The organism is Streptomyces sp. LS-MS-L19 (assembly GCF_058382285.1).
This window is the reverse complement of record NZ_JBYCLL010000001.1, coordinates 6,882,863-6,909,295: the sequence shown is the minus strand read 5'-3', so window position 1 is coordinate 6,909,295 and position 26,433 is coordinate 6,882,863. Positions and strand designations below refer to the sequence as shown.

Sequence of the window (26,433 nt, the reverse complement as noted above, 5' to 3'; positions counted from 1 at the left end):
GTGGGTCTAGGGGGAGGTGCGGGAGGTGCTCCTTGTCGAACGGCTGCCGGGCCGCTTCGGCGCGCCGGCATAAATCGCGATCCGTCATCGCGGATCAGCTCTGCTCGAAGGTGTGGTCGGCCCAGTCCAGCGGGGCCGATCCGTAGCGCGCGGCGCGGACGTCGCCGGAGCGCGCGTGGCCCTCGAAGTTCTCGGTGCGCGAGGCCCTGCCGCAGATCTCGCCGAGCCGGGCGCTGGAGGCGGGGTCCCGGATCTCCTGGTAGGTCACGGTCTTGAGGTACTTGCCGACCCAGAGGCCGCCGGTGTAGCGGGCCGCGCCCAGGGTGGGCAGCACGTGGTTGGTGCCGATGACCTTGTCGCCGTACGCGACGCACGTCTTGTCCCCGAGGAACAGGGCGCCGTAGTTGCGCATCCGGTGCAGGGCCTCGCGGGGCCTGGCGGTGAGGATCTGGACGTGTTCGCTCGCGTACTCGTCGGCGAGGGTGTAGGCGGCGTCCAGGGTGGGGACCACGATCACCTCGCCGTGGTCACGCCAGGCACGGCCGGCGACGTCTCCGGTGGGCAGGCCGGGCAGGAGCTTGTCCACCCAGGCGATGGTCTGCCGGCCCACCTCCTCGGAGGTCGTGATGAGGACCGCCGGGGAGTCGGGGCCGTGCTCGGCCTGGGACAGCAGGTCGGTGGCCACCACGAAGGGGTCCGCGGTGTCGTCGGCGACGATCAGCACCTCCGTCGGTCCGGCGAAGAGGTCGATCCCGACCTCGCCGAACAGCTGGCGCTTGGCCTCCGCCACGTAGGCGTTGCCGGGGCCCGCGAGCATGTCGACGGCCTCGATGGTCTCGGTGCCCAGCGCCAGGGCGGCCACGGCCTGGACCCCGCCCATGACGTAGATCTCGTCGGCCCCGGCCAGGTGCATCGCGGCGATGCTCACGGGCGGCGGGGCGCCCCGGTCCGGCGGGGTGGTCGCGGCGACCCGTTCGACGCCGGCGACCTTGGCCGTCAGGACGGTCATGTGGGCCGACGCGGTGAGGGGGTAGCGGCCGCCGGGCACATAGGCACCGGCCGCCCCGATGGGGAGGTTGCGCTGTCCCAGGAACACTCCGGGCAGGGTCTCCACCTCGAAGGCGGTGAGGGAGTCCCGTTGTGCCTGCGCGAAGCCCCGGACCTGCTTCTGGACGAACCGGAGGTCGTCGAGGACCGTCTCGGGGACGGCGGAGACGACGGAGGCGATCCGGTCGGGGCCGAGGCGGTAGGACTCCGGGCTCCAGTCGTCGAACTTCTGGGACCAACGGCGTACGGCGGCATCGCCGTTGGCCCGTACGTCGGCGATCACGTCCGCGACGGTCTCGACGATTTCCGGACGGCTGGTCCGCGTCGTCTGCACGGCGACAGGAGCCTTGATGGTCTGGTGGTGGGCTGACACTCTGCACTCCTTGCACGGGGTCGTGCCTGCGGGCTTGCCCTGAAGTCTGGGGAAACGGGGGGTGGGGCGACAGGCACAACGTGTGCAATATTGGGCGCTGGTCCTGCACACACCGAGGTCGTGGCTCATGGCTGAAGTCCTGACGGTTCGCGCCGCACTGGAGCTCGAGGTGTTCACGCGCACGACCGTGCGGGTGTACGCCGGGGAGCGGAATCTCGATCGCCCCGTGCGCTGGGTGCACACCGGCGAGATCCCGGACATCCACCGCTTTCTCACCGGTCAGGAGATGCTGCTGACGGCGGGCCTCGGCATGGGCGCGACACCGCTGGAGCAGCGGGCCTTCATCCGGCGGCTCGCGGACGCCCACGCGGCCGTCCTCGTCGTCGAGCTGGCCGGGCGCATGTTCGACGCCATGCCGGAGGCGGTGATCGAGGAGGCGGAGGCGGTCGGCCTGCCGCTGGTGGGGCTCACCGACGAGATCCCCTTCGTCGAGACCTCGGCCCAGGTCCACGAGGTGCTGGTGGGGATGCGCGTCAAGCAGCTGATCGCCGAGGAGGCGACCAGCCAGGCGTTCATGGACCTGCTCCTGGCGGACGAGGACTACGTCGGCGTGGTCAGGGAGCTGGCCCGGCGCACCGGACACCCCGTGGTGCTGGAGGACGTCGCCCATCAGATGCTGGCGTACGGCGGCGCGACTCCGGAGGCCGACCGGGTCGTGGACGAGTGGAGTGCGCACTCCCGGGCGATCCACGAACGCCATCCCTCGCTCCTGGCGCAGGGCCCCGAGGTCCCGACCGCGTCGGCGGCCTCGTTCCGCGAGGTCGCGCCCTGCGCCCGCCAGCCCGTGGTGCTCCGGGGCGAGTCGTGGGGCTGGCTCCATCTGCTGCACGGGGGACAGCAGCCGAGCCCGCCCGAACTACGGACGCTGGAACGCGCCGCCGCGGCCGTCGCGATCTCGCTGCTGAGCGAGCGGGAGAGCGGTGCCCGCGCCTCCCAGCGCCAGACGGCACTGCTGAACCGGCTGCTGCTGGGCGACATCACGGGCGAGCGGTTCGTGATCCTCGGCCTGGCGCTCGGTCAGGACCTGCGGGGGCGGGACCTGATCGTCGTCACGGCGTGGGCGGGGGACGAGGAGCCCACCAAGGACCACCTTCTGGCCCGCCTTCTGGCGGACGCCGGCTGGCCCGCCGTCGTGGGCGACACCGGGGACTTCGACGTGGCGGTCGTGGGCCTGCCCGCACGCACCGACGCCGGCCAGGTCCGGACCCTGCTGGCCGAGCACGGGGTACGGGCCGGCATCAGCCGGATCGTGGAGCCGGCGGCCCTTCCGCTGGCGCTGCGCCAGAGCCGCAGCGCGGCCTCCGTCGCGGCGGCTGCCTCGACCACGGAAGTGCGTCACTTCGACGACCTGGGGGCGCTGCGTCTCCTCGTCGCCCTCTCCGAGGGACCCGAGCTGAGGCGGTACGTCGAGGACGAGCTCGGTCCGCTCCTGGAGCACGACGCGCTGGTGAAGAACCCCCTGCTGCCCACCCTGCGCACCTTCCTCGACTGCGGTGGCAACAAGGCGCGGGCGGCGGAGGAGCTCTTCATCCAGCGGCGCACCCTCTACCACCGGCTCGACAGGCTCTCCGAGATCCTCGGCCTCGACCTCACGCAGGTCAGCAACCAGCAGCGGCTGCAACTGGCCGTGCGGGGACACGACCTGCTGCGCAAGCCGACGCTGCGACGGACGTGACGTGCGACGGACCTGACCGCTACGACGTTTTCGTCGCCCGGGTCAGGGACGGGGCGATCCGCAGGGCGTTCGCGCCGATCGTCAGCGCCGGGTTGAGCGCCGCGGAGGACGGGAAGAACGACGAGTCGGCCAGCCAGAGGTTCTCGACGTCATGGCTGCGGCACAGCGGATCGAGCACGCTCCGTGCCGGATCGTGACCGGCGACGGCCGTGCCGCACATGTGGGAGTTGGTCTCGATCCCCATGCGCTGGGTGAAGATCAGCGGATAGCCGGCCTTGCGGACCGCCCGGGTCACCCGGCGCACCAGTTCGTGGTGGGGCGCGAGGTTGGTCGGCGTCCAGTCGATGAGGATGCGGTCGCCGTCCACGCGTACCCGGTTGTCCCGGGACGGGAGGTCCTCGGTCGTCAGGTAGATGTCGAGGCTCCTGGCCGCCATGAGCTTCAGGGCCCAGGTCGGTGCCCACGGACGGGCGGGCTTGAGCATGGGGGCCTGGAGCTTGCCGAGCATCTGGAGGTTCCCGAGCGGGAAGCGGGTGCCGGGTCCGGATTCGTAGAAGTCGTTGAGGCCGAGGGTCTTCTGCCACTGGGTGGGGTTGGTCCGCAGGGGGTTGACCCCGACGAAGAACGTGCTGTTGTGGACCATGTAGTTGCGGCCGAGGAGCCCTGAGGAGTTGGCGAGACCCTGCGGGTGCGCATTGTCGGCGGAACGCAGCAGCAGCGCGGCCGAGTTGACGGCACCTCCGGCGAGGGCGAAGGTCCTGGCGTTGATCCGCAGGACCCGGCCCGCGTGCCGTGCCTCGGCGGCGACGACCTTCCGGCCGTCGGACGAGGTGATCAGGCGGGTGATCTCGGTACCCGTGAGGATCTTCACGCCGTCGCTCAGTGCGGGCAGCAGGAGCCGGTTCTCGGCGTCGGACTTCATGCCGGTCCCGTCCGGGCAACCGTCGGCGGTCGTCACGGCGGCGCGGTCGGCCTGGGTGCTGATGTTCAGGGCGTTCGGGGTGTGGAACGGGTGCAGGCCCTGCCGTCGCAGCGACCGGGAGAACCGCTCGATCTCCGGTTCGTGCTGGAGCGCCGGGTACGGGTAGGGCTTGGAGCGGGGCGGCTCGGTCGGGTCCTCGCCGGTCTGCCCGTGCACCTGGAGCAACTCCTCCATGGCGGTGTAGAAGGGCTCCAGGTCGTCGTAGGCGAAAGGCCAGGCCTGTGAGACGCCCTCGTGGTGTTCCACCTCGGTGAAGTCGCTGCGCCGGAACCGGGGCAGCATGGCGCCGTAGAAACGGGTGTTTCCGCCCACCCAGTAATACACACCCGGCGCGAAAGGCTTGCCGGTGCTGCCGTCGTACCAATAGCCGGCGTTCTTGTACCGGCCCTTGAGATACATCTCGGCCGGCTGGGAGTTCTCCGGTTCGCGCGGCAGGAAATGGCCCCTTTCCGCGACGAGCACGTCGAGACCTGAGTCCTTCAGCGCCCAGGCCAGCGCGGAACCGCCCATGCCGGAACCGATGATCAGGACGTCGGTGCTGATCTCCTCGGCGGTGCCGACGGATACCAGGGCGTCGGGCCGAAGCTCCGGGGGTGTGTAGTCATGACGGACCGGTTCGGACATGGGTCGGGGTCCCCTCTTTGCCGCGGTATTTCGAAAAGAGCCTAAGCAGCGGCCCGAATGCAGCACATGCACGGAATGGGTAACGACTGCCGCCCGAGTTGCTCACTTCGTGCATGTGCCGAGCCTGTCCGGCGTCCCTAGCCTCTCCCAGGAACCAGCTCCTGGAGGCGGAATGAACAGGGAATCGTACGACTACGTCGTCGTCGGGGCCGGCTCGGCCGGCTGCGCGCTCGCGGCCCGGCTGTCCGAGGACCCGGAGGTCACGGTCGCCCTGATCGAGGCGGGGCCACCGGCCCGGGGCCGCCTCTTCGAGATACCCGCGCTGTTCTCGCAGCAGCTCAAATCGGCGTTCGACTGGGACTTCGAGACGGAACCCGAGCCGCGGCTCGGCGGGCGCCGCGCCTATCTGCCCCGGGGCCGGGTGATCGGCGGCACCAGCTCCATGAACACGATGCTGTACGTGCGCGGGCACCGCTACGACTACGACACGTGGGAGCGGCTCGGCAACCCGGGCTGGGGGTACGACGACGTACTGCCGTACTTCAGGAAGTCCGAGGACAACGAGCGCGGGGCGGACCACTTCCACGGCACCGGCGGCCCCCTCACGGTCAGCGACCCGCGCTCCGTCCATCCGCTGCTGACGGCATGGGTCGAGGCGGCTCAGGACGCGGGCCACAGGTACAACCCGGACTTCAACGGAGCCGAGCAGGAGGGCGTGGGCCACCACCAGGTCACGCAGCGGAACGGGCTGCGGTGCAGCAGTGCGATCGCCTTCCTGGAGCCTGCCGCGGGGCGCCCGAACCTCACCGTGCTTCCCTCGACGACCGCCCTGCGCCTCGCCTTCGACGGCACGCGGGCCACCGGCCTGGAGGTCGACCACCTCGGCACCGTCCGGACGGTCCACGTCGACCGGGAGATCGTGCTGTCCCTCGGGGCCTACAACTCGCCCCACCTCCTCCTCCAGTCCGGTGTCGGACCGGCCGACGAGCTGACCGCGGGAGGGATCACCCCGCTGCACGACCTGCCGGACGTGGGCAGGAACATGCAGGACCACACCGGGTGCTTCATCAGCTTCTTCAGCGCCACCGAGCCGCTCCTGGGCCCGGACACCTCCCGGGAGGAGCAGCTCCTGCGCGAGCGGGGCACCGGCCCGATGGCCTGGAACGAGGTCGGCGGCTTCTTCAGCTCCGGCGACGACGTCCCCGCTCCCGACATCCAGGTCCACGCCGCGCTGGGGATCGTCCGCGACGAGGGACTCGCCGCGCCGCTGGAGCCCGGCATGTCGTTCGGGCCGTACGTCGCGCGGCCCGCGAGCCGCGGCTCGGTGCGGCTGCGGCACTCCCACCCCTACGCCAAGCCGCGCATCTTCCACAACTACCTCGACGACCCCGACGACCGGCGGCGACTGCGGGAGGGCGTGCGGCTGTGCATGCGCATCGCCCGTGAACGGCGGCTGACGTCCCTGCTGCAAGCGGACCTGCGCGCGGCCGCCGACGCCGGGCTCGCGCCGCTGTCGGACAGCGACCAGGACATCGACGACTTCGTCCGCACGCAGTCGTTCTCCTTCTACCACCCGTCGGGCACCTGCATGATGGGCAAGGTCGTCGACCACGAACTCCGGGTGCGGGGGCTGGAGAACGTCCGCGTGGCGGACACGTCGATCATGCCGACCCTCGTCACCGGGAACACCAACGCCCCCGCCATCATGATCGGCGAGCGGGCCGCCTCCTTCATCCGGACGTCGGCCGGCTGACGCCGGGGGCCGCGAGGTCAGACCGTGCGGACGACGGTGCCGGCGGCTTCGAGTGCGGTGACCTCGTCGGTGGGCGCGGTGGTGTCCGTGACCAGGGTGTTCACGAGGGCGGCGGGCCCGACGTGGGCGTAGGCGGTGTGGCCGAGTTTGCTGCCGTCGGCGGCGGCGACGACCCGGCGGGCGGAGGCGATGCCCGCCTTCTTCACCGCGGCGTCGTCGAGGTCGTAGGCGGTCACGCCGTCGGCCGCGCTGAGCCCGCAGCAGCCGATGACGGCGGTGTCGAAGCGCAGGGCGGCCAGGGAGGCCAGGGTGAGGGGGCCGGTGAGGGCTCCTTCGGCGGCGCGGGGCTGGCCGCCGGGCACGACCAGGGTGGCCGGGCCGGGTGTCTCGGCCAGCACATGGATGGCCTGTAGGGACAGCGGCATCACGGTGACGGGCCGCTCGCGCAGGAGGCGGGCGACCTCCAGGCAGGTGGTGCCGCTGTCCAGCAGGACGCTCTCACCGTCGGCGACGAGTGCGCAGATCTCGGCGGCGATCCGGCGTTTGGCGTCGACCGCCTCGTGGGCGCGGAGCGCGAAGGGGGGCTCCTCGCCCCGCAGCAGCAGGGTGCGGGCCCCGCCGCGGACGCGTTCGAGCACGCCCTGGGCGGCGAGGGTGTCGAGGTCGCGCCGAATGGTCATCTCCGAGGCGCCGGTCAGCTCCGCCAGCTCCTGGACGGTGGCACCTCCGGAGTCCCGGACGACCTTCGCGATCAACCGGTGCCGGTCTGCGTTGCTCATACGGCGATTGAACACCACCGAGAAACGAACACTCAACTTGTTCATTATCCCGACTTTCAAACACGTCAGATGTTCGTTACGGTGGCCGGTATGGAACGTTCCCTGCGAGCCGCCCGTGTGGCGACCTATGTCTACTTCGTCCTGTACGGCACCCTGCTGGGCACCTGGGTGGTGCACATCCCCGCGATCGAGGAGCGCGTCGGCATCAGCCACGCGGCGCTCGGCGGCCTGCTGGTGGTGCTCGGCCTCGGGGCCTTCGTGGGCATGCGGGTGGCGGGTCCGCTGACCGACCGGCTCGGCACCCGCACCGTGGTGCCCGCGGGCGGCCTTCTCTGCGGGGCGACCCTGTTCCTGCCCGGTCTCGCCCACGATCCGTGGACGCTGGCCGGCGCGCTGCTGGTCTTCGGGCTCTGCAACGGGTGCCTGGACGTGAGCATGAACGCCCACGCCGTGCACGTGGAGAAGGCGTACGGCCGCCCCGTCATGTCCGGCTTCCACGCCACGTTCTCCGTCGGCGGTGTCCTCGCCGCGCTCGCCGGAGCGGCCGCGGCGGGCGCCGGACTGCCCCCGGTCGCGGCCATGGCCGCCATGGGAGCCGTGGGCGTCGTGATCGCCCTGGCCACGGCACGTGCCCTGCTGCCCGCGGCTCCCGCCGTCGAGGACGCCGACCGCGAGGTGGGGACCGGGACGTCACCGGCCGTCGGGGGCGGCGGCGCCACGGGCCGGGTCTGGCTGCTGGCCGTCCTGGCGCTGATGGTGATGCTGTGCGAAGGCGCCGCCAACGACTGGAGCGCCCTGCACCTGAGGGACGTCATGGGTGCCTCCGCCGGTGCCGCGGCCTTCGCGTACGGCACCTTCGCCGCCGCCATGACCCTCGGCCGGCTGCTCGCCGACCGCTTCGCCGCCCGGTTCGGTTCCCTGGCGATCCTGCGGCACGGCGCGGCCCTGGCCGCCGTCGGCATCACCCTCGTGACCCTCGGCCCGTGGATGTGGGCGGTGTTCGCCGGCTGGGCGCTGTTCGGCCTGGGCCTGTCCGGCTGCGTCCCGCAGCTGTTCAGCGCGGCCGGGCACGCGGACCCCTCCGCCGCGGGGGCCAACGTGTCCCGCGTCGCCGGGCTCGGTTACGTCGGCATGCTCGCCGGGCCCGCCGTGATCGGCTGGCTGACCCACGTCGTCGCCCTCGACCACGCCTTCGTCCTGTTGATCCTGCTGTGCGTGACCACGGCCGTGGGCGCCGGCGTCCTGCGCACCGGACCCGACCGCGGCCGCGAACGCGAGATGGCGGCCACCACCCACTGACCGCTTGTGCGGTGCGGTCCCTGACAACCGTGCCGCACAAGCTCACCTCTGAAAGCCGGCCGACCGAAGGAGCCCCGATGTCCGAGTCCCCCACCCACCCCGCCCCCGCCCAGGTCGGCGTCATGCTGCCGCTCGATCTCCCCGTCGGCGAGGTGCTGCCCTATGTCCGGCGTGCCGAGGAGCTGGGGTTCGACCAGGTCTGGGTGGTGGAGGACCTCGGCTGGCGCGGTGGTGTCGCCCAGGCCGCCACCGTCCTGGCCGCCACCACGAACCTCACCGTCGGCATCGGGATCATGCCCGCCGGCGCCCGCAACGTGGCCTTCGCCGCGATGGAACTGGCCACCCTCGCCCAGCTCCACCCGGGCCGGATCGTCGCGGGCGTCGGCCACGGCATGCCCGGCTGGATGCGCTCGGTCGGCTCCTGGCCGGAAAGCCCCCTGACGCTGATCAAGGAGTACGCGAGAGCCCTGCGCCTGCTGGTCGCCGGAAAGCCCGGCCCCGCCGACGGCCGGTACGTGCGCTGCGAGGGCGTGGTCCTCACCGAGATCCCGGACACCGTGCCCCCGGTGATCCTGGGTGTCCGCGGCCCCAAGTCGCAGGCGGTCGCGGGCGAGGTGGCCGACGGCCTCCTCCTGGCCGAGCCCGCCGCCCCCGGCTACATCGCCGCCTCCCTGCGCAATCTGGGTCCCGCCGCCGCGGACTCTCCGGAGATCGTCGTCTACGACGCCGCGGCCGTGGACGACGACGAGGAGGCCGCCCTGACCCGCGTCCGCGCGGCCCTGGAGTCCGTCGGTGAGCCGCAGTGGGCCGCGCACATCGACCCGCTGCCCTTCGCCGAGGAACTGCGCGCACACCGCGCCGCGAGCCCCGACGCCCGGCACTTCGCCAGGACGATGCCCGCCGACTGGGTCCGTGCGCTCAGCATCGCCGGTACTCCCGCCCAGGCCCGCGCGGCGATCGACGCCCGCCACGTGGCCGGCGCGACCAGTGTCGTCCTCGCCCCGGCGGGCCCCGACCGCCTGGCCGCACTGGACTCGCTCGCCCGCGCCCTGCCCCACCGGCACTGACCCGAACACCCCGAGACCTCAAGGGATCCGTATGTCCACCGACCGCCGCCGCATCGTGCTCTTCGACCTCTTCGGGGTCATAGCCCGCCACCAGCGCCCGGGCGCCCTGGAGAAGATGGCCGCCCGCTGCGGCGCCGCCGCCGACGCCTTCACCAGCGCCTACTGGACCCACCGCCCGCCCTACGACGCCGGCCGGCAGACCGCGTCCGCGTACTGGACCGACGTACTGCGTGCGCTGGCCCGCCCCGCCGACGCCGACACGATCGAGGAGCTGCGGCTCACCGACATCGACAGCTGGTCCCGCGTCGACGACCGCATGGTCGCCTACGTGCGCGGCCTGCGGGACCGGGCCCGGGTGGCCCTGCTGTCCAACATCCCCGCGGACCACGCGGACGCCTTCCTCGCCGCCCAGCCCTGGCTGCACGACCTCGACCACGTGGCCTTCTCCGGCAGGATCGGCGCGGCCAAGCCCGACCCGGCGGCCTTCCGGACGTGCGTCGGCGCCCTGCGGGCCGCCCCCGCCGACTTCCTCTTCGTCGACGACCGCGAGGAGAACGTCCGCGCGGCGCGGGCGGTCGGCATGGACGGGCACGTCTTCACGAGCCAGGACGGACTCGCCGCCGTCATCGACGCGTGGCTGCCGGCCGGCCCGTGAAAGACGCGGGACCGCCGGGTGCGTGACGGTTCGTCGCGCGCCCGGCGGTCAGGGTGAACTCAGGGGTTGCCGTAGTACGCGTCCGGGCCGTGTTTGCGGGTGTAGTGGCGGGCGAGGAGGTGCGGGGGCGGTGGAGCGGTCGGGCCGAGGCTGAGCGTGTGGAGGGCGATGTCGGCGACGGCCTCGCAGATGATCGCGTGCTCCAGGGACTTGCGGGCCGTCGAACCCCAGGTGAAGGGGCCGTGGTTCGCGACCAGCGCGGCCGGGACCTCGACCGCCCGCTGGTCGTCCTCCTCCAGCAGGTCCACGATGACGCGCCCGGTGTTGTACTCGTAGTCCTTCGCGCACTGCTCCGCGGTCAGGTCCGGGGTGACGGGGATCGGCCCGTTGAAGGTGTCGGCGTGGGTGGTGCCGAGCACCGGTATGTCCCGGCGGGCCTGCGCGAACGCGACGGCGTGGGTCGAGTGGGTGTGGGTCACCCCGCCGATCGAGGGGAACGCCAGGTACAGGCAGCGGTGGGTCTCGGTGTCCGTGGAGGGACGCAGGTCGCCGTCGACGACCTCGCCGTCGGACAGCCGTACCGTCACCAGGTGCTCCAACGCCAGGTCGTCGTACGGCACCCCCGAGGGCTTGATGACGAAGACGCCCGCCTCGCGGTCGACCCCGCTCACGTTGCCCCAGGTCAGGGTGGCCAGGCCGACCTTTGGGATGGTCAGGTTGGCGTCCAGGACCTCCTGCCGGAGGCCGTCGCGGACGTGTACGGTCATCGGTTCTCTCCTGGAGTCCGGTGCGCGGCCGTCACAGGGCCTGGGCGAGTCGGTGGTAGGCGGCGTTCCACCGGATTTCCTTGGCGAACTGCTCGGTGGTGGTGTTCTGGTCGATGGTGAGCAGTTCGACGCCGGTCATGGACGCGTAGTCGGTGAGGGTCTCGATGTCGACCGCCGAGCTGAGGACGGTGTGGTGCGGGGCGCCCGCCAGCAGCCAGCTCTCGGCCGACTCGGCCAGCGAGGGCTGTGGCTTCCACACCGCGCGGGCGACGGGGAGCTGGGGCAGCGGCTCGTTGGGGGAGATGACGTCCACGGCGTTGGCGGTGAGGCGGAAGCGGTCGCCCAGGTCGGACAGGCCCACGACGACGGCGGGGCCCTCGGCCGCGTTGAAGACCAGGCGGACCGGGTCCTCACGGCCGCCGATGGACAGCGGGTGGATCTCGCAGCTGGGACGGTCGGCGGCCACCGAGGGGCAGACCTCCAGCATGTGGGCGCCCAGGATGCGCGGTTCGCCGGGGCCCAGGTGGTAGGTGTAGTCCTCCATGAAGGAGGTGCCGCCGGGCTGTCCCTGGCCCATCACCTTCATCGTGCGCAGCAGCGCGGAGGTCTTCCAGTCGCCCTCGCCGCCGAAGCCGAAGCCGTCGGCCATCAGCCGCTGCACGGCCAGGCCGGGAAGCTGGCGCAGCCCGCCCAGGTCCTCGAAGTTGGTGGTGAACGCGGTGAAGCCGCCCTCGGTGAGGAAGGTGCGCAGGCCGATCTCCTGGCGGGCCGCGTACAGCAGGGAGTCATGGCGGATGCCGCCCGGACGCAGGGAGGGCACGACGTCGTACAACTCGACGTATTCGGCGGCGAGTTCGGCCGCCGCCTTGTCCTCGACCTCGTCGACCACGGCCACCAGGTCGTTGACGCCGTAGGTGTTGACGGAGAACCCGAACCGTATCTGTGCCTCGACCTTGTCGCCCTCGGTGACCGCGACGTCGCGCATGTTGTCGCCGAAGCGGGCCAGGCGCAGGCCGCGCGCGGCGTGCCGGCCCGCGGCGGCCCGGGCCCAGGCGGCGATCCGGCGGATCACGCGCGGGTCGGTGGCATGACCGGCGACGATCTTGCGGTCCACGCCGACGCGGGACTCGATGTGCCCGAACTCCCGGTCCCCGTGGGCGGCTTGGTTGAGGTTCATGAAGTCCATGTCGATGCTCGGCCAGGGCAGCGACAGGTTGTACTGGGTGTGCAGGTGCAGCAGCGGCACGTCCAGCGCGCTCAGGCCCGCGATCCACATCTTCGCCGGCGAGAAGGTGTGCATCCACGCGATCACACCCACACAGGTGTCGGACGCGCTCGCCTCCTGACACATCCGACGGATCGCCTCGGCATCGGTCAGCACCGGCTTCCACACGATCTTGACCGGCACCTTGCCCGGCCGGCCCAGCGTCTCGGAGATGCTCCGCGACTGCTCCGCCACCTGGCGCAGCACGTCGTCGCCGTACAGGCCCTGGCTGCCGGTGAGAAACCAGATCTCGTGATCGGGATAAGCGGGGGCGTTGGTGTTCATGAGGGGTGGTTCCTTTCGGGCTTGCGGGTCAGGAGGACGCGGAGACTTCGGCGCGGATGCGGCGCAGGCGGTGCATGACCTCGTTGGTGCCGCGGCCGAAGTAGTCGTGCAGCAGCTGGTACTCGGCGTAGAGGCGGTCGTACGCCGCCGCGCGCTCCGGGTCGGGGAGGTAGACGGCCGGGCGGGCCTTGCCCATGGCCTGGGCGGCGGCCCGGATGTCCGGGTAGGCGCCCGCGGCGACCGCGGCGTGCATCGCCGAGCCCAGGGCGGGACCCTGCGCCGAGTCGATGACGCCCAGGGGCAGCCGCGTGACGTCGGCGTAGATCTGCATCAGCAGGGCGTTCTTCATCAGACCGCCCGCGATGATCAGCTCCTGGACGGGGACCCCGGACGCCGTGAACGCCTCGATGATCGTGCGGGTGCCGAAGGCGGTGGCCTCCAGCAGGGCCCGGTAGATGTCCTCGGGGCGGGTCGAGAGGGTCAGGCCCACCAGGACGCCGCTGAGGTCGTGGTCGACCAGGACGGACCGGTTGCCGCTCTGCCAGTCCAGCGCGATCAACCCGTGCTCACCGACGGCCTGTTCGGCCGCCAGCGCGGTGAGGTGCTCGTGCGGGTCGCGGCCCAGGGCCGCGGCCTCCTCGGCGTACCCGGCGGGGAAGCCGTTGCGCACGAACCAGCCGAAGATGTCGCCGACGCCGCTCTGTCCGGCCTCGTAGCCCCACAGGCCCGGCAGGATGCCGCCGTCGACGACCCCGCACATGCCGGGTACCTCGGCCCACTGGTCGGAGCTCATCACGTGGCAGGTGGAGGTGCCCATGATGGCGACCATCCGGCCGGGTTCGACGGCGGTCGCGGCGGGCGCCGTGACATGGGCGTCGACGTTGCCCACGCAGACCGCGATGCCCTCCGGCAGCCCGGTCCAGGCGGCCGCCTCGGCCGTCAGCCCACCGGCACGGTCGCCGAGCTGACCGATCGGGTGCTCCAGCTTCTCGGTCACGAAGTCCGCGAAGTCCGGGTTGAGGGCGGCCAGGTACTCGCGCGAGGGGTAACTGCCGTCCTGGTACTGGCCCTTGTAACCCGCCGTGCAGGCGTTGCGGACGTACGTCCCGGACAGGCGCCACACGATCCAGTCGGCGGCCTCCACCCACCGCTCGACGCGGGCGTAGATCTCGGGGTCCTCCTCCAGCAGCTGAAGGGCCTTGGCGAACTCCCACTCCGAGGAGATCTTCCCGCCGTACCGCTTCAGCCACGGCTCCTTGCGCTGCTCCGCCAGCTCCGTGATCCGGTCGGCCTGCGCCTGTGCCGCGTGGTGGCGCCACAGCTTGACGTAGGCGTGCGGGCGGGAGGCGTACTCCGGCAGGTCGCACAGCGGGGTGCCGTCCGCCAGCACCGGCACCATCGTGCAGGCCGTGAAGTCCGTGCCGATACCGATGACCTGCTCGGGACGGACCCCGGCACGCTCCAGCGCCTCGGGTACGGCGATCCGCAGCACGTCGATGTAGTCGGACGGGACCTGGAGCGCCCAGTCCGGCGGCAGCGCGGTCCCGTCGGGCAGCTGCCGGTCCAGGACGGCGTGCGGGTAGGGGTGCTCGGCGGCGGCCACCTCGGCGCCGTCGGACACCCGGACCACGACGGCCCGCCCCGAGAGAGTTCCGTAGTCGACCCCGACGACGTACGTTTCGGGTCGGGGCTGTTGTTCCTGGTTCTCGGCGTGCACCATCACACCACCCTTTGTTCGATATTTCGTATGGCGTTCGATATCCCGCGTGGGAGTATGACACGGTCCTTCCGCGGCAGGTAGATGGTGGTGGCCCGGAATGCGCCCCGAACCACCACCACCGGCTAGCGGACGAGCTTCCAGTCCTGCGAACCGTCGTCGGCCGCGTTCTGGAGGGTCAGGGGCGCCGAGGTGGAGGCGCCGGTCAGATAGAGGCTCGTGTTCTTGACGGCCTGGAGCCGGTAGTAGCCGTCGGCGGACCTGACGAGGTTCCAGCTGCCCGTCGAGCTGTTGTCGACCCACTGGCCGATGCGCTGCCCCACGGTGGCGTTGCCCGTCCAGACGGCGGCGGCGCGGCCCCCCGACTTGTTCAGCAGGGTCGTACCGCCGCCCGGCTCGGTCACCACGTGCCAGTACTGGGTGTCCCGGTTCGCCGCCGCGCCCGAGTCCTCCAGGACCACGTCCGGGGTGTCCGCGTTGCCGAGGTTGGCGTCGTTGGTCCTGTTGCCGGTGCCGATCACCTGGCCCGTCTTCCGGTTGACCAGCCGGTAGTAGGCGCCGGCCGAGTCACCGAGGTCGACCTCGGCGTACGCGATCGTGGACGTGCCCTGGTTGTTGAGGATCGCGATGCGGCCGGTGCCGTCGACGTACTGGAGGTTGCGGCTGTAGGCCGCCGGTGAGGTGGTCTGGTACTCGGTCCACACTCCGTCGCTGCGTCCGCTGTCGTTGACCCACACGTCGCCGCTGTTGGACGCGTTGTAGACCAGGCGCCCGTCGGGCAGCCGGATCAGCACCGGGCTGCCCCCGCCGCTGAGCGGACGGGAACCGGCGACGACCGGCAGCGAGCCGACCGACATGCCCGTCTGGCTGCCCTTGAAGAACTTCAGCGGGTCGTCGGCGATCACGTACCGGGTGTTGGCGCCGCCGCCCCAGTACTCGAAGGTGAGCATCCACCTGCCGTCGGTCGTGGGCACGACGTTGGTCATGCCCGGCCGGCCGCCGCCGATCTCGGTCTTGCCGCCGCCCATGTCCTGGACGGATCCGGAGACGTCGACGACGGGGTCGCTCCAGCCGGCGCTCCTCCCGTCCCAGGTCCGGTGCACGAGGATCTGGCCGTGCGAGTCGGTCGCCGTGTCGTTGGCGGGGTCCTTCCTGGGGACGCCGGTGACCGGGTCGAAGCCGGTGTAGTCGTTCTCGTCGGAGTAGTAGCAGACCAGCTTGCCCTTGTGGACCATCAGGTACGGCTCCCAGAGCGGGTCCACCTGCCGGTACGTGTTGGCGGCGGCGACGTTCTGCCCGACCGCGCCCGCGCTGCCGCCCTGCCACCCCCCGGTCGCCACGACGTTGACGACCTTCCAGCTGCGGCCCTGGTCGGTGCTGGAGTACAGGGCGATGGCCAGGTCGCTGCGGTCCCCGTCGTTGTTCGGGGTCCAGTTCGGGTCGGCCGCCTTGTGCTCCTTGTAGTAGGCGTCGTCGCCGGAGACGACGCTCGCCAGGAGCAGCGTGCCGGCCTTCATCCCACCGACGCCCTGCGGGAGGACGTACAGGTACGGGTTGGTCCAATTGCTCGTGTAGCGGGCGTACTTGGGGTCCTTGGAGAGGTACGCCGGCGCCTTGACCTCCGACAGGGGCTGCCAGCTCGTGCCGTCGTCGTCGCTCTTGTAGACCGGCAGGGTCTGGCCGGCCGCGCTGCCCGAGGACGTCACGACCGTCGACTTCTCGAAGGACGCGACCAGCCGTCCGCCGGGCAGTTGGGCCGACTTCGGGTAGACCGCGCAGTTGCCCCGCCCCTTCAGACACGGCTCACCGCCCAGCTGGTACAGGGTCCCGCCGGTCGGGTTGTACGCCTGGGCTCCGGCCATGGAGCCGGCCAGCAGTGCCGCCGCCGCAATCGAACTGCCCAGCGCCTTTGCTGTGGTTCTTCTCTTCACTGCCCCTCCTTCGGGGATGTCACGGTGTTGCGGTGATGAGCACACGGACGTCCCAGGGACCCAGAGCCAGCGTGCTGCCGGCGGGAACGGACGTGCCGTCCAGAACGTCGGAGAGATCGGCCGGCACGCTCACGCTCGCGGCCTCCCAGCTCCAGTTGTGAACGATGTGGACCCGACGACCGTCGGGAGCGGTGCCGGTCGCCGCGGTGACCGACTCGGGGAGGTCCTGCCATCCGCCGGTCGGGGTGGGCGCCAGCCATTCGGCGAGCGCGCGGGCGAGGTCGCGGCCCGGTGCCGTGCCGACGGTCGTGACCCGGCCCGTGCCGTGACGGCGGGTGGTGATCGCCGGCCACCGGCCGAAGTGCGGGTGGTCGTAACCGGCGAGCACCTCGGCGTCGGTGGCGTTCAGGCACTCGATCCACCGGGTCGCGGTGGCGGACCCGGTCAGCCGCAGCGGGCCGCCGGGCGTCCCGCGCACGGGAACGTCCTGGTGGAGGTTGCTGAATTCGTCGTACGACACACCCGCGGCCTCGGCGAGACGGCCGGGGGCCGGGGTGAGCCGGGCCCTCGCCTCGTGGTCGGCGTAGCCGGTGCGGGGCCCGAGGACCAGATGGCCGCCCGCGTGGGCGTAGGCCGCCAGTTGGTCCAGGGTGACGTCGTCGACGACGTACAGGGCCGGGACGACGAGGACCGGGTGACGCCGTACGGCCTCCTCCGGGGTCAGGTCCCCCAACTGCCGGGCGTGCACGATCCGTACCTGGCGGCGGGCGTCGAACGCGCCGCGGTAGAAGGGGTCGAAGAGGCGGTGGTAGGCGGCGGTGTCCGGTTCGCCGTCGGGGGTCGCGAGCGGCGGGTACTTCTGCATGAGCCACTTGCTGGGCGTCGAGTAGACCATCGTGAGGTCGGCGTCCGGTTCGAGACCGGCGACCAGCGGGCCCGCGGCCTCGAACTCTGCTCCCAGCCGGGCCAGTTCGGCGTACGTGCGACCCGGCCGGCCGGTGTGCGGGAGGACTCCGCCCCAATAGGTCTCGGCGCCGAAGCGCAGGGTCTGCCACTGCCAGTACTCGATCATCCGGGCGCCGCGCGCCACGTGCGCCCAGGCGGCCTGGCGCCACTGGCCGTCGTAGCCGGGCCGGTTGTCCCACGCGAAGCCGATGCTCTGGGCGTTGGTCTCGGTGACGAGGAAGGGCTCCTGGCGGGAGGAGAACATCCAGTCGGCGGTCTGGTACATCGACCAGACGCCGGTGGTCTTCCAGACCTGCTCGTGGGTGTCGGGGGTGGGGTCAGGGAGCAGCAGGCCGTCCTGCATGTCGTAGTACGGGTTGCCGGAGGCGATGTCGAGACGGGCGGCGAGCTCGTCGTCGGCCACCCCCTGGCGGGTGTACGAGATGCAGGTGGTGACGAACTGCCCCTCGCGCGCGTACTCGCGGACGATGTCGGCCTGCCAGCCGATGAACTCGGTGACCTGGCGGGCCTGGAACTCCCGCCAGGCGACGTCGTACTGCGGCTGCTCGTTGCCGTCGGGCGTCCACAGGTCGGACCAGTCGGACAGGCGATGGGACCAATACACCAGTCCCCACTCGCGGTTGAGGGTCTCGACGTCGCCGTACGTGTCCCGCAGGTGGTCCACGAACCGCTGGAAGACCCCGCGGTTGTGGAGGAGGTGCAGGCCGGGTTCGTTGTCGACCTGCCAGCCGATGACCGCGGGATGGTCGGCGTAGCGTGCGGCGATCTTCCGGATGACCCGCTCGGCGTGGAAGCGGAACGCGGGGTGGGTGAAGTCGATCTCCTGCCGGGCGCCCCAGCCCATCCGCTGCCCGGTGGCGCGCTCGGCGGTGATCTCCGGGTACTGGCGGGCCAGCCACTGCGGTGCGGCGTACGTCGGGGTGCCGAGGATGACGGAGATGCCGCGCTCGTGGGCGCCGTCGAGGACGGGCTGGAGCCAGTCGAGGTCGAAACGGCCGTTGCTCGGCTCCCAGGTCGACCAGACCGACTCGCCGACCCGGATGACGGTGAAGTGCGCCTCGGCCATCAGGTCGAGGTCGGTCTTCAGCCGTTCGTCCGGCTGGAGTTCGGGGTCGTAGGCGGGCGTGTACTCGTGGTAGTACGCGGCGCCGAACAGGACACGGGCAGGCAGAGCCGCCATGGGGGGAACCTCCGGGAGACGGGGGACGAGGGAGAGGTGTGCGCTACTGCTTGACGCCGCCGGAGGCGAGGCCGCTCTGCCAGTACCGCTGGAGCATCAGGAACGCCACGACGAGCGGGACGATCGAGATCAGCGAGCCGGTCACCACGAGCGCGAGCATGTCGCTGCTGGCGCCGGATCCGCCGTTCTGGGCCTGCGCGGCCCAGGAGGACAGGCCGACCGTGATCGGGTACAGGTCCGGGTCGTTGAGCATGATCAGCGGCAGGAAGTAGTTGTTCCAGGTCGCCACCAGCGTGAACAGCAGGACCGTGACCAGGCCGGGGCCGAGCAGCCGCAGCACGATCCGGAAGAAGATCCGCAGCTCGCCGGCCCCGTCGATACGGGCGGCCTCCAGGATGCTCTCGGGTACGGCGTCCTCGGCGTAGACCCGCATCAGGTAGAGGCCGAAGGGGTTGACCAGGGAGGGCAGGATGACCGCCCACGGGGTGTTGACCAGGCCCGCCTTCGCGAACAGCAGATAGGTCGGGATGGCCAGCGCGGTGGCCGGGACCATGACCGCGCCGACCACGAGGTTGAAGGCGGCCCGGTCGCCGCGGAAGCGGAACTTGGCGAACCCGTACCCGCCGGCCGCCGCCAGCAGTGCGGCGCCGACCGAGCTGACGCCCGCGTACAGGGCCGTGTTGAGCAGCCAGTGCACGAAGACGCCGTCGTCCTGGGTGAAGGTGTCCTTGACGTTGGTCAGCAGCTGCGGGGCGTGCGAGAACCACAGGCCGAACGTGTTGAACAGGTCCTGGGTGCTCTTGGTCGAGGCGATCACCAGCCAGAACAGCGGCAGCAGGAAGTAGGCGAGGGCGGCCAGCATGGCGATGGTCAGCGGGGTGCTGCGGCGGGGGCCGCGCCGGGGCCGCCTCGGCAGTGCGCCGCGGGCCGGCTTCGCGGCCGGGGTGGTCGGGGCCGCCGCGGGCGGGGTGCCCTGGGCGAGGGAGGCCGAGGGCTGGGGAGTGGTCGTCATGACGTCCTCCTGCGGTTCGCGGTGAGCAGGACGGCGTAGGAGACGATCACGATGACGAGGCCGAGGAGGAAGGACACCGTGGCCGCGTAGTTGACCTGCTGGCCGGTGAAGGCGAGGGAGTAGGCGTAGAGGTTGGCGGTGTAGGAGCTGCTGATCACGTCGGGGGCGACCTTCATCAGCAGGTTGGGCTCGTTGAAGAGCTGGAAGCTGCCGATCACCGAGAACAGCAGGGTGAGCAGCAGCGCCGGACGCAGCGCGGGCAGCTTGATCGACCAGGCGATCCGCCAGGCACCGGCGCCGTCCATCGCGGCGGCCTCGTACAGCTCGGCCGGGATCGTGCGCAGGGCGGCGTACAGGATGATCATGTTGTAGCCGACGAACTCCCAGGTCACGATGTTCGCGAGGCTCCCGAGCATCCAGCCCTCGCTGAGGAACCGCGGCACCGGCAGGCTGAGGTCCCGGCTGAGCTGGGCGAACGGGCCGAAGTCCGGGCCGTACAGATAGCCCCACATGAGGGCGGCGACCACGCTCGGCACGGCGTACGGGACGAAGATGCCGAGGCGGATCACCCGGGCCAGCCGCAGCAGGCCGCTGTCGAGCGCGAGGGCGAACAGCAGCGCCAGCAGCAGCATCAGCGGGACCTGGATCACGAAGAACAGCGCGACGCGTACGACGCCGTGGACGAGCAGCGGGTCGGTCACGGCCTGGACGTAGTTGTCGAGGCCGACGAAGACCGTCCCGCCGATCAGCCGCTCCTGGTAGAGGCTGAGGTAGGCGGCGTAGCCGAGGGGGGCGAGGAAGAGCAGCAGGAACAGCACCATGAAGGGGGCGACGAACAGGGGCCCTGCCGACCGGCGGTGGCGCCTGCCGCCGCGCGCGGGGCGGGTCGGCCCGTCTCGGCGCCGGCCTTTGGAGGAGGCCGCGGTTGTGGCAGTCATGGGCGGGCCTTTCTGAGGGAGGGTGCGGGTGCGGGAGGGGCGGGTGCATGTGCGGGTGCGGGAGGGGGCGGGTGCGGGAGGGGCCGGTGTCGGAGGAGGCGGGCGGGTCCCGGGCCGGGCGGCTCGGGACCCTTGCGGGCCGTCAGGACGTGACCGTGAAGCCCTGCTTCTTCGCGTAGCCGGTGAGCCGTGTCTGCCAGGCGCCCAGCGCGCGCACGGTGTCGGTCTTGTCGGCGAGGGACTTGCCCACGGTCTCGGTCCAGTCCGTGGCCGCCTGGTCGAGGAACGGCGGCCACTGGAAGGAGGGCGAGACCGTGGAGCTGACGTCGGCGAAGACCTGGTTGACCTTCTGGCCGCCGTAGAAGGAGGGCGCGTCGCCCGTGAAGCTCGCGTCCCCGAGCAGGGCCTTGGTGGCCGGGAAGAAGAACTGCTCGGTGGCGAACATCTTCGCGCTCGCCGGGTCGCTGTTGAGGAACTGCGCGAACAGCGCCGCGGCGATCGGGTTCTTGGTGCTCTTGATGACGGCGGTGGTCGAACCGCCCCAGTTGCCGGAGCTCGGCTTGGCCGCGTCCCACTGCGGCAGCGGGGCCGCGCGCCAGTGACCGGCGGTGGACTTGGCCGAGCCGGACAGGAAGGCCGGGCCCCAGGCCGCGGTGATCCAGGTGGCGTACTTGCCCTTGTTCAGGGCCGCGTACCAGGAGTCGGCGAAGTCGGGCTCGGTGCCGATGACGCCTTCCTTGGCGAGGCCGCCCCAGTAGTCGCCGAGCTTGCGGGAGACGGCGTCGTCGACGCTGATGGTGATGTCGCTCTTGCCGGAGAGGGCGTAGGGCTTGGCCCCTGCCTGCCAGAGCAGACCGTGCCAGGCGGCGGCCTCGTTCGCCGCGAGGTTGGTGAGGTAGACGTTCGGGTCGGCCTTGTGCAGCGTGCGGGCCGCGGCCGCGAACTCGTCCCAGGTGGTGGGGACTTCGATCTTGTGCTGGTCGAAGATGTCCTTGCGGTAGAGCATGCCCATCGGGCCGGTGTCCTGCGGGATCGCGAAGACCTCCCCGTCGGCTCCGCTGACCTGTCCCCACGTCCAGTCGACGAAGGTGTCCTTGAGCTTGGCGGCGCCGTACGGGCGCAGGTCCAGCAGGCTGTCGGTGATGGTGAAGGTCGGGATGGCCTGGTACTCGATCTGTACGGCGTCGGGGGCGCCGCTGCCGGCCTTGAGCGCGGTGCGCAGCTTCGTGTAGTGGGTGACGCCCTGTCCGGCGTTGACGACCTTGACCTTGATGGCCGGGTACTTCTGCTGGAAGAGGGCGATCTCCTTGTCGATGTTCGGGACCCAGGTCCAGAACACCAGCTCGGTGGGCGTCTTCATCGCCTTGTCGATGTCGGCCTGGCTGACCGCCTTGGCGGCGGAGCCGCCGCCGCTGCCGCCTCCGCAGGCGGAGAGGGTGCTCGCGAGGGTCAGGGCGCCGGTCGCGGCGAGGAAGCCGCGGCGGTTCAAGGGGGCCGGGTTCACGGGGGCCGAGGAGGCGGCTGAGAGGAATTTCGACATGGTGGACTCCGCAGAGGGCGTAGGGAATCGGCGCACCGGCGACGGCGTGCTGTTCGGGATGTCAGAGCTGGGTTCGGCACGGGCGGCGGGGCGGGGCCGGGTCCGGCGGGCCGTGGGGTGTTCCCTCACGGGGGCCGGGGCGGGGCACGTCACGCTCGTCGGCTGACAGGGGGGCTCCCGCCGGGGGTGGCGGGAGGGGGCAGGGGCCCTGGGCGGGCAAACGGCTCGGGGGGAGACGCCCAGGCCTCCGCGCAGGTGAGTGGGCGGTACGACGACCCGATGCGACGGGGCCGGCTCGCGCACTCAGGTGCGGGGTGCGGGGTGCGGGGTGCGGGGGGGCTGCGGGTGAGGGTGGGCGCTGGGGGTGGGCGGGTCTCCCATCGGGATCGGGGAACGGGGGTCGGGGTGCCGGGTACGGGGAACCGGGTACGGGGATCCGGGTACCGCGTACGGGGAACGGGCTGCGAGCCGGTGGGCTGCGGGGCGGACGACGGGTCAGGCTGTGGTTCGCCGGGCGGCCGAGGGGGTTCGCTCGGACGGGGTCGTCCGGTCCGGCACAGCGAGCCGATCCGGTGCAACGACCCGGTCCGGCGGAGCCACCCGGCTGGGCACAGCGGGCCGGTCCGGCGCTTCCGCTCGGTCCGCCGCAGCCACCCGGCTCGGCACAGCGACCCGGTCCGGCGGAGCCACCCGATCCGGCACGGCGACCCGGTCCGCCGCAACCACCCGATCCGGCACAGCGACGCGATCCGCCGCAACCACCCGATCCGGCACAGCGAGCCGATCCGCCGCAGCCACCCGGTCCCCCGCCCCCACCCGGTCCGACAAGACCGTCCGCCCCGGCGACACCGTCCGACCCGCCGGAGGCCCCGTGGACGCTCGTACGACAAGGTTGATCGGTGGGTCGTCCAGCGGGATCGGCGCGGCGTCCGGGTTCTCGATGGCGTGCACCAGACGCTTCAGGCCGTCCTGCGCCGTCGCGTCGAACGGCTGCCGGACCGTCGTCAGCGGCGGAGTCACATACGCGGCCACTGGTATGTCGTCCAGACCGACGACGCTGACGTCCTCCGGCACCCGCCGCCCCGTCTCCAGCAGCGCGCGGATCAGCCCGATGGCCATGTCGTCGTTGGCGGCGAACACCGCCGTGACCTCACCGTCCTGGGCCAGTTCGAGCCCCGCGCGGTACCCGGAGGCGGCCGACCAGTCGCCCACGGTCACCGGCGGTTCGCGCCTGCCGTGCGCGGCCAGCGTGGCCCGCCATCCCTCCATCCGGTCCCTGGCGGCGTACCAGCGCTGCGGACCGGCGAGATGGTGGACGGTCGGGTGCCCGAGGTCCAGCAGGTGCTCGGTGACGGCCCGGGCCAGCTGGTGGGCGACGAGCCCCGCGGTCACCACCCGGTGCGCGGTGAACGGCGGCGGCGCACCGAGGACCAGGAACGGCACGTCGGCGCGGATCGCGACACCGGCGTCCCCCTCCTCGTCGATCGGCTCGGAGATGACGATGCCGTCCACGCCCTGGTCGAGGAGCGAGTCGACGGCACCGGCGATCCCCGCGGCGTCCCCCTCCACCGTGTTGACCACCCGGAGCGTGTAGCCGGTGTCCCGGACGGCCCGCTCCAGGCCCATCAGCAGCGAGGCGGGTCCGTACAGCGCGGTACCGAGCGTCACCACGCCGATGGACCGGGTCCGCCCGGAGGCCAGCGCCCGGGCGGCGTGGTTGAGCCGGTAGCCGAGGGTCTCGGCCGCTTCCAGGACCCGTCGGCGCAGGTCACCGGAGACGTACTGCTCACCGTTCATGACCCTGGACACCGTCTTCTGCGAGACGCCCGCCAGCCGCGCCACGTCGATGCTGCGTGGTGCGGTGCCGGTGCTGCGGCTTGCCAGTCGTGCCATGGGTCTCTCCTGATCTCCGGCAGTCGTCAGCCCGGCCGGTCCCGTATGACTGCGCTGACATGACTGCGCAGACATATCTACGCAGCGGGGCTCCGCGCGTCAAGGGTTTCCGCAACATTGCCGTCATGTGGGAGTGGGACACCGCGCCGGTTCCCGGCAAAACGGAAGTTGCTAGCATCCCCCGCCATGAACGACAGCGTGTACGTGGGCAACGCCGGCAAGGACGCCCCGCTGGACCGGGGTTGGCTCCTCGGCCACTTCAAGGAGCCGGGCGATCCGCGCCACAGCGAGGCCGTGGAGATCAAGTGGGGCATCCACCCGCGCGGCGACCGGCGCAAGGAGTGGGTGCGGGGCGAAGCGCGTACCGCGCTGCTGGTCCTGATCAGCGGCCGTTTCCGGGTGGAGCTGCCCGGGCGGGACGTGGTCCTGGCGGAGCAGGGCGACTACGTCGTGTGGGGGCACGGGGTGGACCACTCCTGGTACGCGGAGGAGGAGTCGGTGCTCCTGACCGTCCGGTGGCCGTCCGTGCCCGGTTACGCGGTACCGCAGTAGCGCCCCGAGGCGGCGTGGCAGCCTTCCCGAGGTGGCGCGGCAGCGTCCCGGAAGCAGCGCGGCAGCCTCCCCGAGGTGTCTTCCGGCGCATCGGGGGCATCATGACAACTCCCGTCCCCCCGACGACACTTCAGGGAGCCCCCACATGCTCCGCGGTATCGATGTCAGCGCCTACCAGTCCTCGTCCTACGCCACGGACGGTCTCTCCTTCGTCTTCATCAAGGCGACGGAGGGCCGCTCCTACGTCAATCCGAAACTCGCGGCGCAGACCAAGCACGCGCGCGACGCCGGCCTGGTCGTCGGCTTCTACCACTTCCTGTGGCCCGGCAACCTCACCGCCCAGGCCGAGTACTTCGTCAAGCACGCCCCCGAGAAGGCGGGCGACATCCTCGCCGTGGACTGGGAGACGACCGGCGAGGGCACCCACGCGACCAACGCGGAGAAGGACGCCTTCATCCGCAAGGTGCGGCAGCTCCGGCCGAACAACAGGGTGATCCTGTACTGCAACCGGCACTACTGGCTGAACGTCGACACCACGTCCTACGCCGGCGACGGCCTCTGGATCGCCGACTACGTCACGGCGGGCAAGCCCCGCATCAAGGCGAAGTGGCGCTTCCACCAGTACACCGACGACCCGCTGGACAAGAACGTCGCCGACTTCGCGAGCAAGGCGGCGCTGCGGGAGTGGGCCGCCGACGCCTGACCGGCGCTTAGGCTTGCCCCATGGGTGGGATGATCAGCGCGGTCAGCAGCAACGGCACGTACTCCTTCAGCAAGCCGAACCGGGAGAGCATCACCTTGCTCGCGGGGTTCGGGGTGGAGGGGGACGTCCACGGCGGGGCGACGGTGAAGCACCGGTTCCGGATGAAGAAGGACCCCTCCCAGCCGAACCTCCGGCAGGTGCACCTGATCCACGAGGAGCTCTTCGAGGAAGTACGGCAGGCCGGGTTCGAGGTCGCGGCCGGACAACTCGGCGAGAACGTCACCACCCGGGGGATCGACCTCCTGTCGCTGCCCCGGGGCACACGGCTGCGGCTCGGGGACACGGCCGTCGTCGAGGTGACGGGCCTGCGCAATCCGTGCGCCCAGATCGACGGTTTCCAGAAGGGCCTGATGAAGCAGGTCGTGGGCCGAGCCGAGGACGGCCGCCCGCGGTTCCGCTCCGGAATCATGAGCATCGTGGTGACGGGCGGCGAGATACGGCCCGGCGACGCGGTGGAGATCAACCTCCCGTCCGGCCCGCACGAGCCCCTGGACATCGTGTAGCCGATGCGGGGCCTGTCCGGCGGACGACGCCCTAGCCCCCGAACGGATCCTCCAGCTCCCCCCGCAGGATCTCCGCCGCCCCCTCCGCGTCCCCGTCCGTCACCGCCCGCACCAGCGCCGCGTGGGCCTCGTCGGCGGTGTTGGGGTCGGTGGCGCGCAGGCCGGTCAGGGTCAGCAGCTCGATCAGGCCCTCGCGCAGGACCGGGGTGAACTCCCGGAAGAGGTCGGCGAGTACGGGGTTGTGGGCGGCCGCGACCACCGCCGCGTGGAAGGCGATGTCCGCGTCCACGAAGTCGGCGTCGGAGGAGGCCGAGGCGGCCCGGCGGCCCTCCAGCGCGCGTGCCATCGCCGCCACGTCCTCGGCGGTACGGCGGCGCGCGGCGAGGCGGGCCGCGTGGACCTCCACGGCCATGCGGACCTCGTAGACGTCGGTGACCGCGGCCCGGCGCAGCCGGGTCGGCCAGTCCCCCACCGCCTCCGTGGCCGTGACGTAGACCCCCGCCCCCTGCCTCGCCCGCACCAGCCCCGCCCCGGCCAGCGCCCGCAGCGCCTCCCTGACCGTGGAGCGGCCGACGCCGAGGTCCTTCGCGAGCGTGGTCTCCCCGGGCAGCCTGGTGCCGACGGGCCAGTGCCCCGCGGTGATCTGCTCGCGCAGCCGCTCGGCGGCCTGCTCGACCAGAGGACTGGGACGGACGGGACCTAGCGGCATCTGCGGTTCACCAACTCACGCGACGACAAGGGGCACTCAGCGAATTCTCACTTGTCTGAGGAGCTGAGGAGTGACTAGCCTACCCCCGTGATCTTCCGC

21 protein-coding genes and 1 pseudogene are annotated in these 26,433 nt (G+C 71.5%); 9 read left to right on the top strand and 13 right to left on the bottom strand.

The window, feature by feature from the left end:
* Nucleotides 1-94 precede the first annotated feature (94 nt).
* The gene (hisD, locus tag AC2XR2_RS30980) at nt 95-1,420 is read right to left on the bottom strand and encodes a histidinol dehydrogenase (protein ID WP_491516853.1); all 1,326 of its coding nucleotides are present in this window, start codon (nt 1,418-1,420) and stop codon (nt 95-97) included.
* A 127-nt stretch (nt 1,421-1,547) separates the two neighbouring features.
* Here hisD and AC2XR2_RS30975 point away from each other — a divergent pair, with 127 nt between their 5' ends.
* Nucleotides 1,548-3,155: a PucR family transcriptional regulator gene (locus AC2XR2_RS30975; protein WP_449350692.1), complete on the top strand. Its 1,608-nt coding sequence runs from the start codon at nt 1,548-1,550 to the stop codon at nt 3,153-3,155.
* 19 nt (nt 3,156-3,174) lie between these two features.
* On the opposite strand, the gene AC2XR2_RS30970 is transcribed toward AC2XR2_RS30975, so the two are convergent.
* Nucleotides 3,175-4,761, bottom strand: coding sequence for a GMC oxidoreductase (locus AC2XR2_RS30970; protein WP_491516852.1), 1,587 nt, complete (start codon nt 4,759-4,761; stop codon nt 3,175-3,177).
* A 172-nt stretch (nt 4,762-4,933) separates the two neighbouring features.
* On the opposite strand from AC2XR2_RS30970, the gene AC2XR2_RS30965 reads away from it, so the two are divergent.
* Nucleotides 4,934-6,514 carry a GMC family oxidoreductase gene (locus AC2XR2_RS30965; RefSeq protein WP_491516851.1) on the top strand — a complete coding sequence of 527 codons (1,581 nt, stop codon included), beginning with the start codon at nt 4,934-4,936 and terminating at the stop codon, nt 6,512-6,514.
* Nucleotides 6,515-6,531: 17 nt separating this feature from the next.
* Here the strand turns inward: AC2XR2_RS30965 and AC2XR2_RS30960 are convergent, their stop codons facing one another.
* On the bottom strand, nt 6,532-7,293 hold the full coding sequence (locus AC2XR2_RS30960) for a DeoR/GlpR family DNA-binding transcription regulator (RefSeq protein ID WP_491516850.1): 762 nt from the start codon (nt 7,291-7,293) through the stop codon (nt 6,532-6,534).
* A 90-nt stretch (nt 7,294-7,383) separates the two neighbouring features.
* Between AC2XR2_RS30960 and AC2XR2_RS30955 the strand changes: the two genes are divergently transcribed.
* The 3 genes from AC2XR2_RS30955 (at nt 7,384) to AC2XR2_RS30945 (ending at nt 10,314) form a co-directional block, all read left to right on the top strand.
* Nucleotides 7,384-8,592 carry an MFS transporter gene (locus AC2XR2_RS30955; protein WP_491516849.1) on the top strand — a complete coding sequence of 403 codons (1,209 nt, stop codon included), beginning with the start codon at nt 7,384-7,386 and terminating at the stop codon, nt 8,590-8,592.
* 77 nt (nt 8,593-8,669) lie between these two features.
* Nucleotides 8,670-9,659, top strand: coding sequence for an LLM class flavin-dependent oxidoreductase (locus AC2XR2_RS30950; RefSeq protein ID WP_491516848.1), 990 nt, complete (start codon nt 8,670-8,672; stop codon nt 9,657-9,659).
* A gap of 31 nt (nt 9,660-9,690) precedes the next feature.
* Nucleotides 9,691-10,314 (top strand): HAD family hydrolase, encoded by a 624-nt coding sequence (locus tag AC2XR2_RS30945; RefSeq protein WP_491516847.1) that lies wholly within the window; start codon nt 9,691-9,693, stop codon nt 10,312-10,314.
* 59 nt (nt 10,315-10,373) lie between these two features.
* Here AC2XR2_RS30945 and araD read toward each other — a convergent pair whose 3' ends face one another.
* From araD to AC2XR2_RS30905, 8 genes are all read right to left on the bottom strand, one after another.
* Entirely contained in the window at nt 10,374-11,081 is a 708-nt protein-coding gene (gene araD / locus AC2XR2_RS30940; protein WP_381306126.1) for an L-ribulose-5-phosphate 4-epimerase AraD, read from the bottom strand.
* Between the two features lie 31 nt (nt 11,082-11,112).
* Nucleotides 11,113-12,630, bottom strand: coding sequence for an L-arabinose isomerase (gene araA, locus AC2XR2_RS30935; protein ID WP_491516846.1), 1,518 nt, complete (start codon nt 12,628-12,630; stop codon nt 11,113-11,115).
* 28 nt (nt 12,631-12,658) lie between these two features.
* Nucleotides 12,659-14,350, bottom strand: coding sequence for a ribulokinase (gene araB / locus AC2XR2_RS30930; RefSeq protein ID WP_330264338.1), 1,692 nt, complete (start codon nt 14,348-14,350; stop codon nt 12,659-12,661).
* 122 nt (nt 14,351-14,472) lie between these two features.
* Entirely contained in the window at nt 14,473-16,209 is a 1,737-nt protein-coding gene (locus AC2XR2_RS30925) for an RICIN domain-containing protein (protein ID WP_491518536.1), read from the bottom strand.
* Between the two features lie 88 nt (nt 16,210-16,297).
* Entirely contained in the window at nt 16,298-18,424 is a 2,127-nt protein-coding gene (locus AC2XR2_RS30920; RefSeq protein ID WP_491516845.1) for a beta-galactosidase, read from the bottom strand.
* A gap of 43 nt (nt 18,425-18,467) precedes the next feature.
* Nucleotides 18,468-19,436, bottom strand: coding sequence for a carbohydrate ABC transporter permease (locus AC2XR2_RS30915; protein ID WP_381306135.1), 969 nt, complete (start codon nt 19,434-19,436; stop codon nt 18,468-18,470).
* Nucleotides 19,433-20,374 (bottom strand): carbohydrate ABC transporter permease, encoded by a 942-nt coding sequence (locus AC2XR2_RS30910; protein ID WP_491516844.1) that lies wholly within the window; start codon nt 20,372-20,374, stop codon nt 19,433-19,435. Before AC2XR2_RS30910 ends, AC2XR2_RS30915 begins: the two co-directional genes overlap by 4 nt.
* A 142-nt stretch (nt 20,375-20,516) precedes the next feature.
* Complete coding sequence (locus tag AC2XR2_RS30905; RefSeq protein WP_491516843.1) at nt 20,517-21,914, bottom strand: ABC transporter substrate-binding protein; 1,398 nt, start codon at nt 21,912-21,914, stop codon at nt 20,517-20,519.
* On the opposite strand from AC2XR2_RS30905, the gene AC2XR2_RS30900 reads away from it, so the two are divergent.
* A complete protein-coding gene (locus tag AC2XR2_RS30900; RefSeq protein ID WP_381306143.1) occupies nt 21,913-22,080 on the top strand; it encodes a hypothetical protein in 168 nt (55 codons plus the stop codon). The genes AC2XR2_RS30905 and AC2XR2_RS30900 overlap by 2 nt on opposite strands.
* A 683-nt stretch (nt 22,081-22,763) precedes the next feature.
* On the opposite strand, the pseudogene AC2XR2_RS30895 reads toward AC2XR2_RS30900, so the two are convergent.
* Nucleotides 22,764-23,807, bottom strand: a pseudogene (locus tag AC2XR2_RS30895) (LacI family DNA-binding transcriptional regulator); the annotation flags it as partial.
* A gap of 186 nt (nt 23,808-23,993) precedes the next feature.
* Between AC2XR2_RS30895 and AC2XR2_RS30890 the strand changes: the two are divergent.
* The 3 genes from AC2XR2_RS30890 to AC2XR2_RS30880 all read left to right on the top strand — a co-directional run bounded on the left by AC2XR2_RS30890 (nt 23,994) and on the right by AC2XR2_RS30880 (nt 25,625).
* Entirely contained in the window at nt 23,994-24,359 is a 366-nt protein-coding gene (locus AC2XR2_RS30890; RefSeq protein WP_330264344.1) for a cupin domain-containing protein, read from the top strand.
* A 145-nt stretch (nt 24,360-24,504) separates the two neighbouring features.
* Complete coding sequence (locus AC2XR2_RS30885) at nt 24,505-25,062, top strand: glycoside hydrolase family 25 protein (protein WP_381304839.1); 558 nt, start codon at nt 24,505-24,507, stop codon at nt 25,060-25,062.
* 20 nt (nt 25,063-25,082) lie between these two features.
* Nucleotides 25,083-25,625 carry an MOSC domain-containing protein gene (locus AC2XR2_RS30880; RefSeq protein ID WP_449350685.1) on the top strand — a complete coding sequence of 181 codons (543 nt, stop codon included), beginning with the start codon at nt 25,083-25,085 and terminating at the stop codon, nt 25,623-25,625.
* Between the two features lie 31 nt (nt 25,626-25,656).
* On the opposite strand, the gene AC2XR2_RS30875 is transcribed toward AC2XR2_RS30880, so the two are convergent.
* Nucleotides 25,657-26,334 (bottom strand): FadR/GntR family transcriptional regulator, encoded by a 678-nt coding sequence (locus tag AC2XR2_RS30875; protein ID WP_491516842.1) that lies wholly within the window; start codon nt 26,332-26,334, stop codon nt 25,657-25,659.
* Between the last annotated feature and the right edge of the window lie 99 nt (nt 26,335-26,433).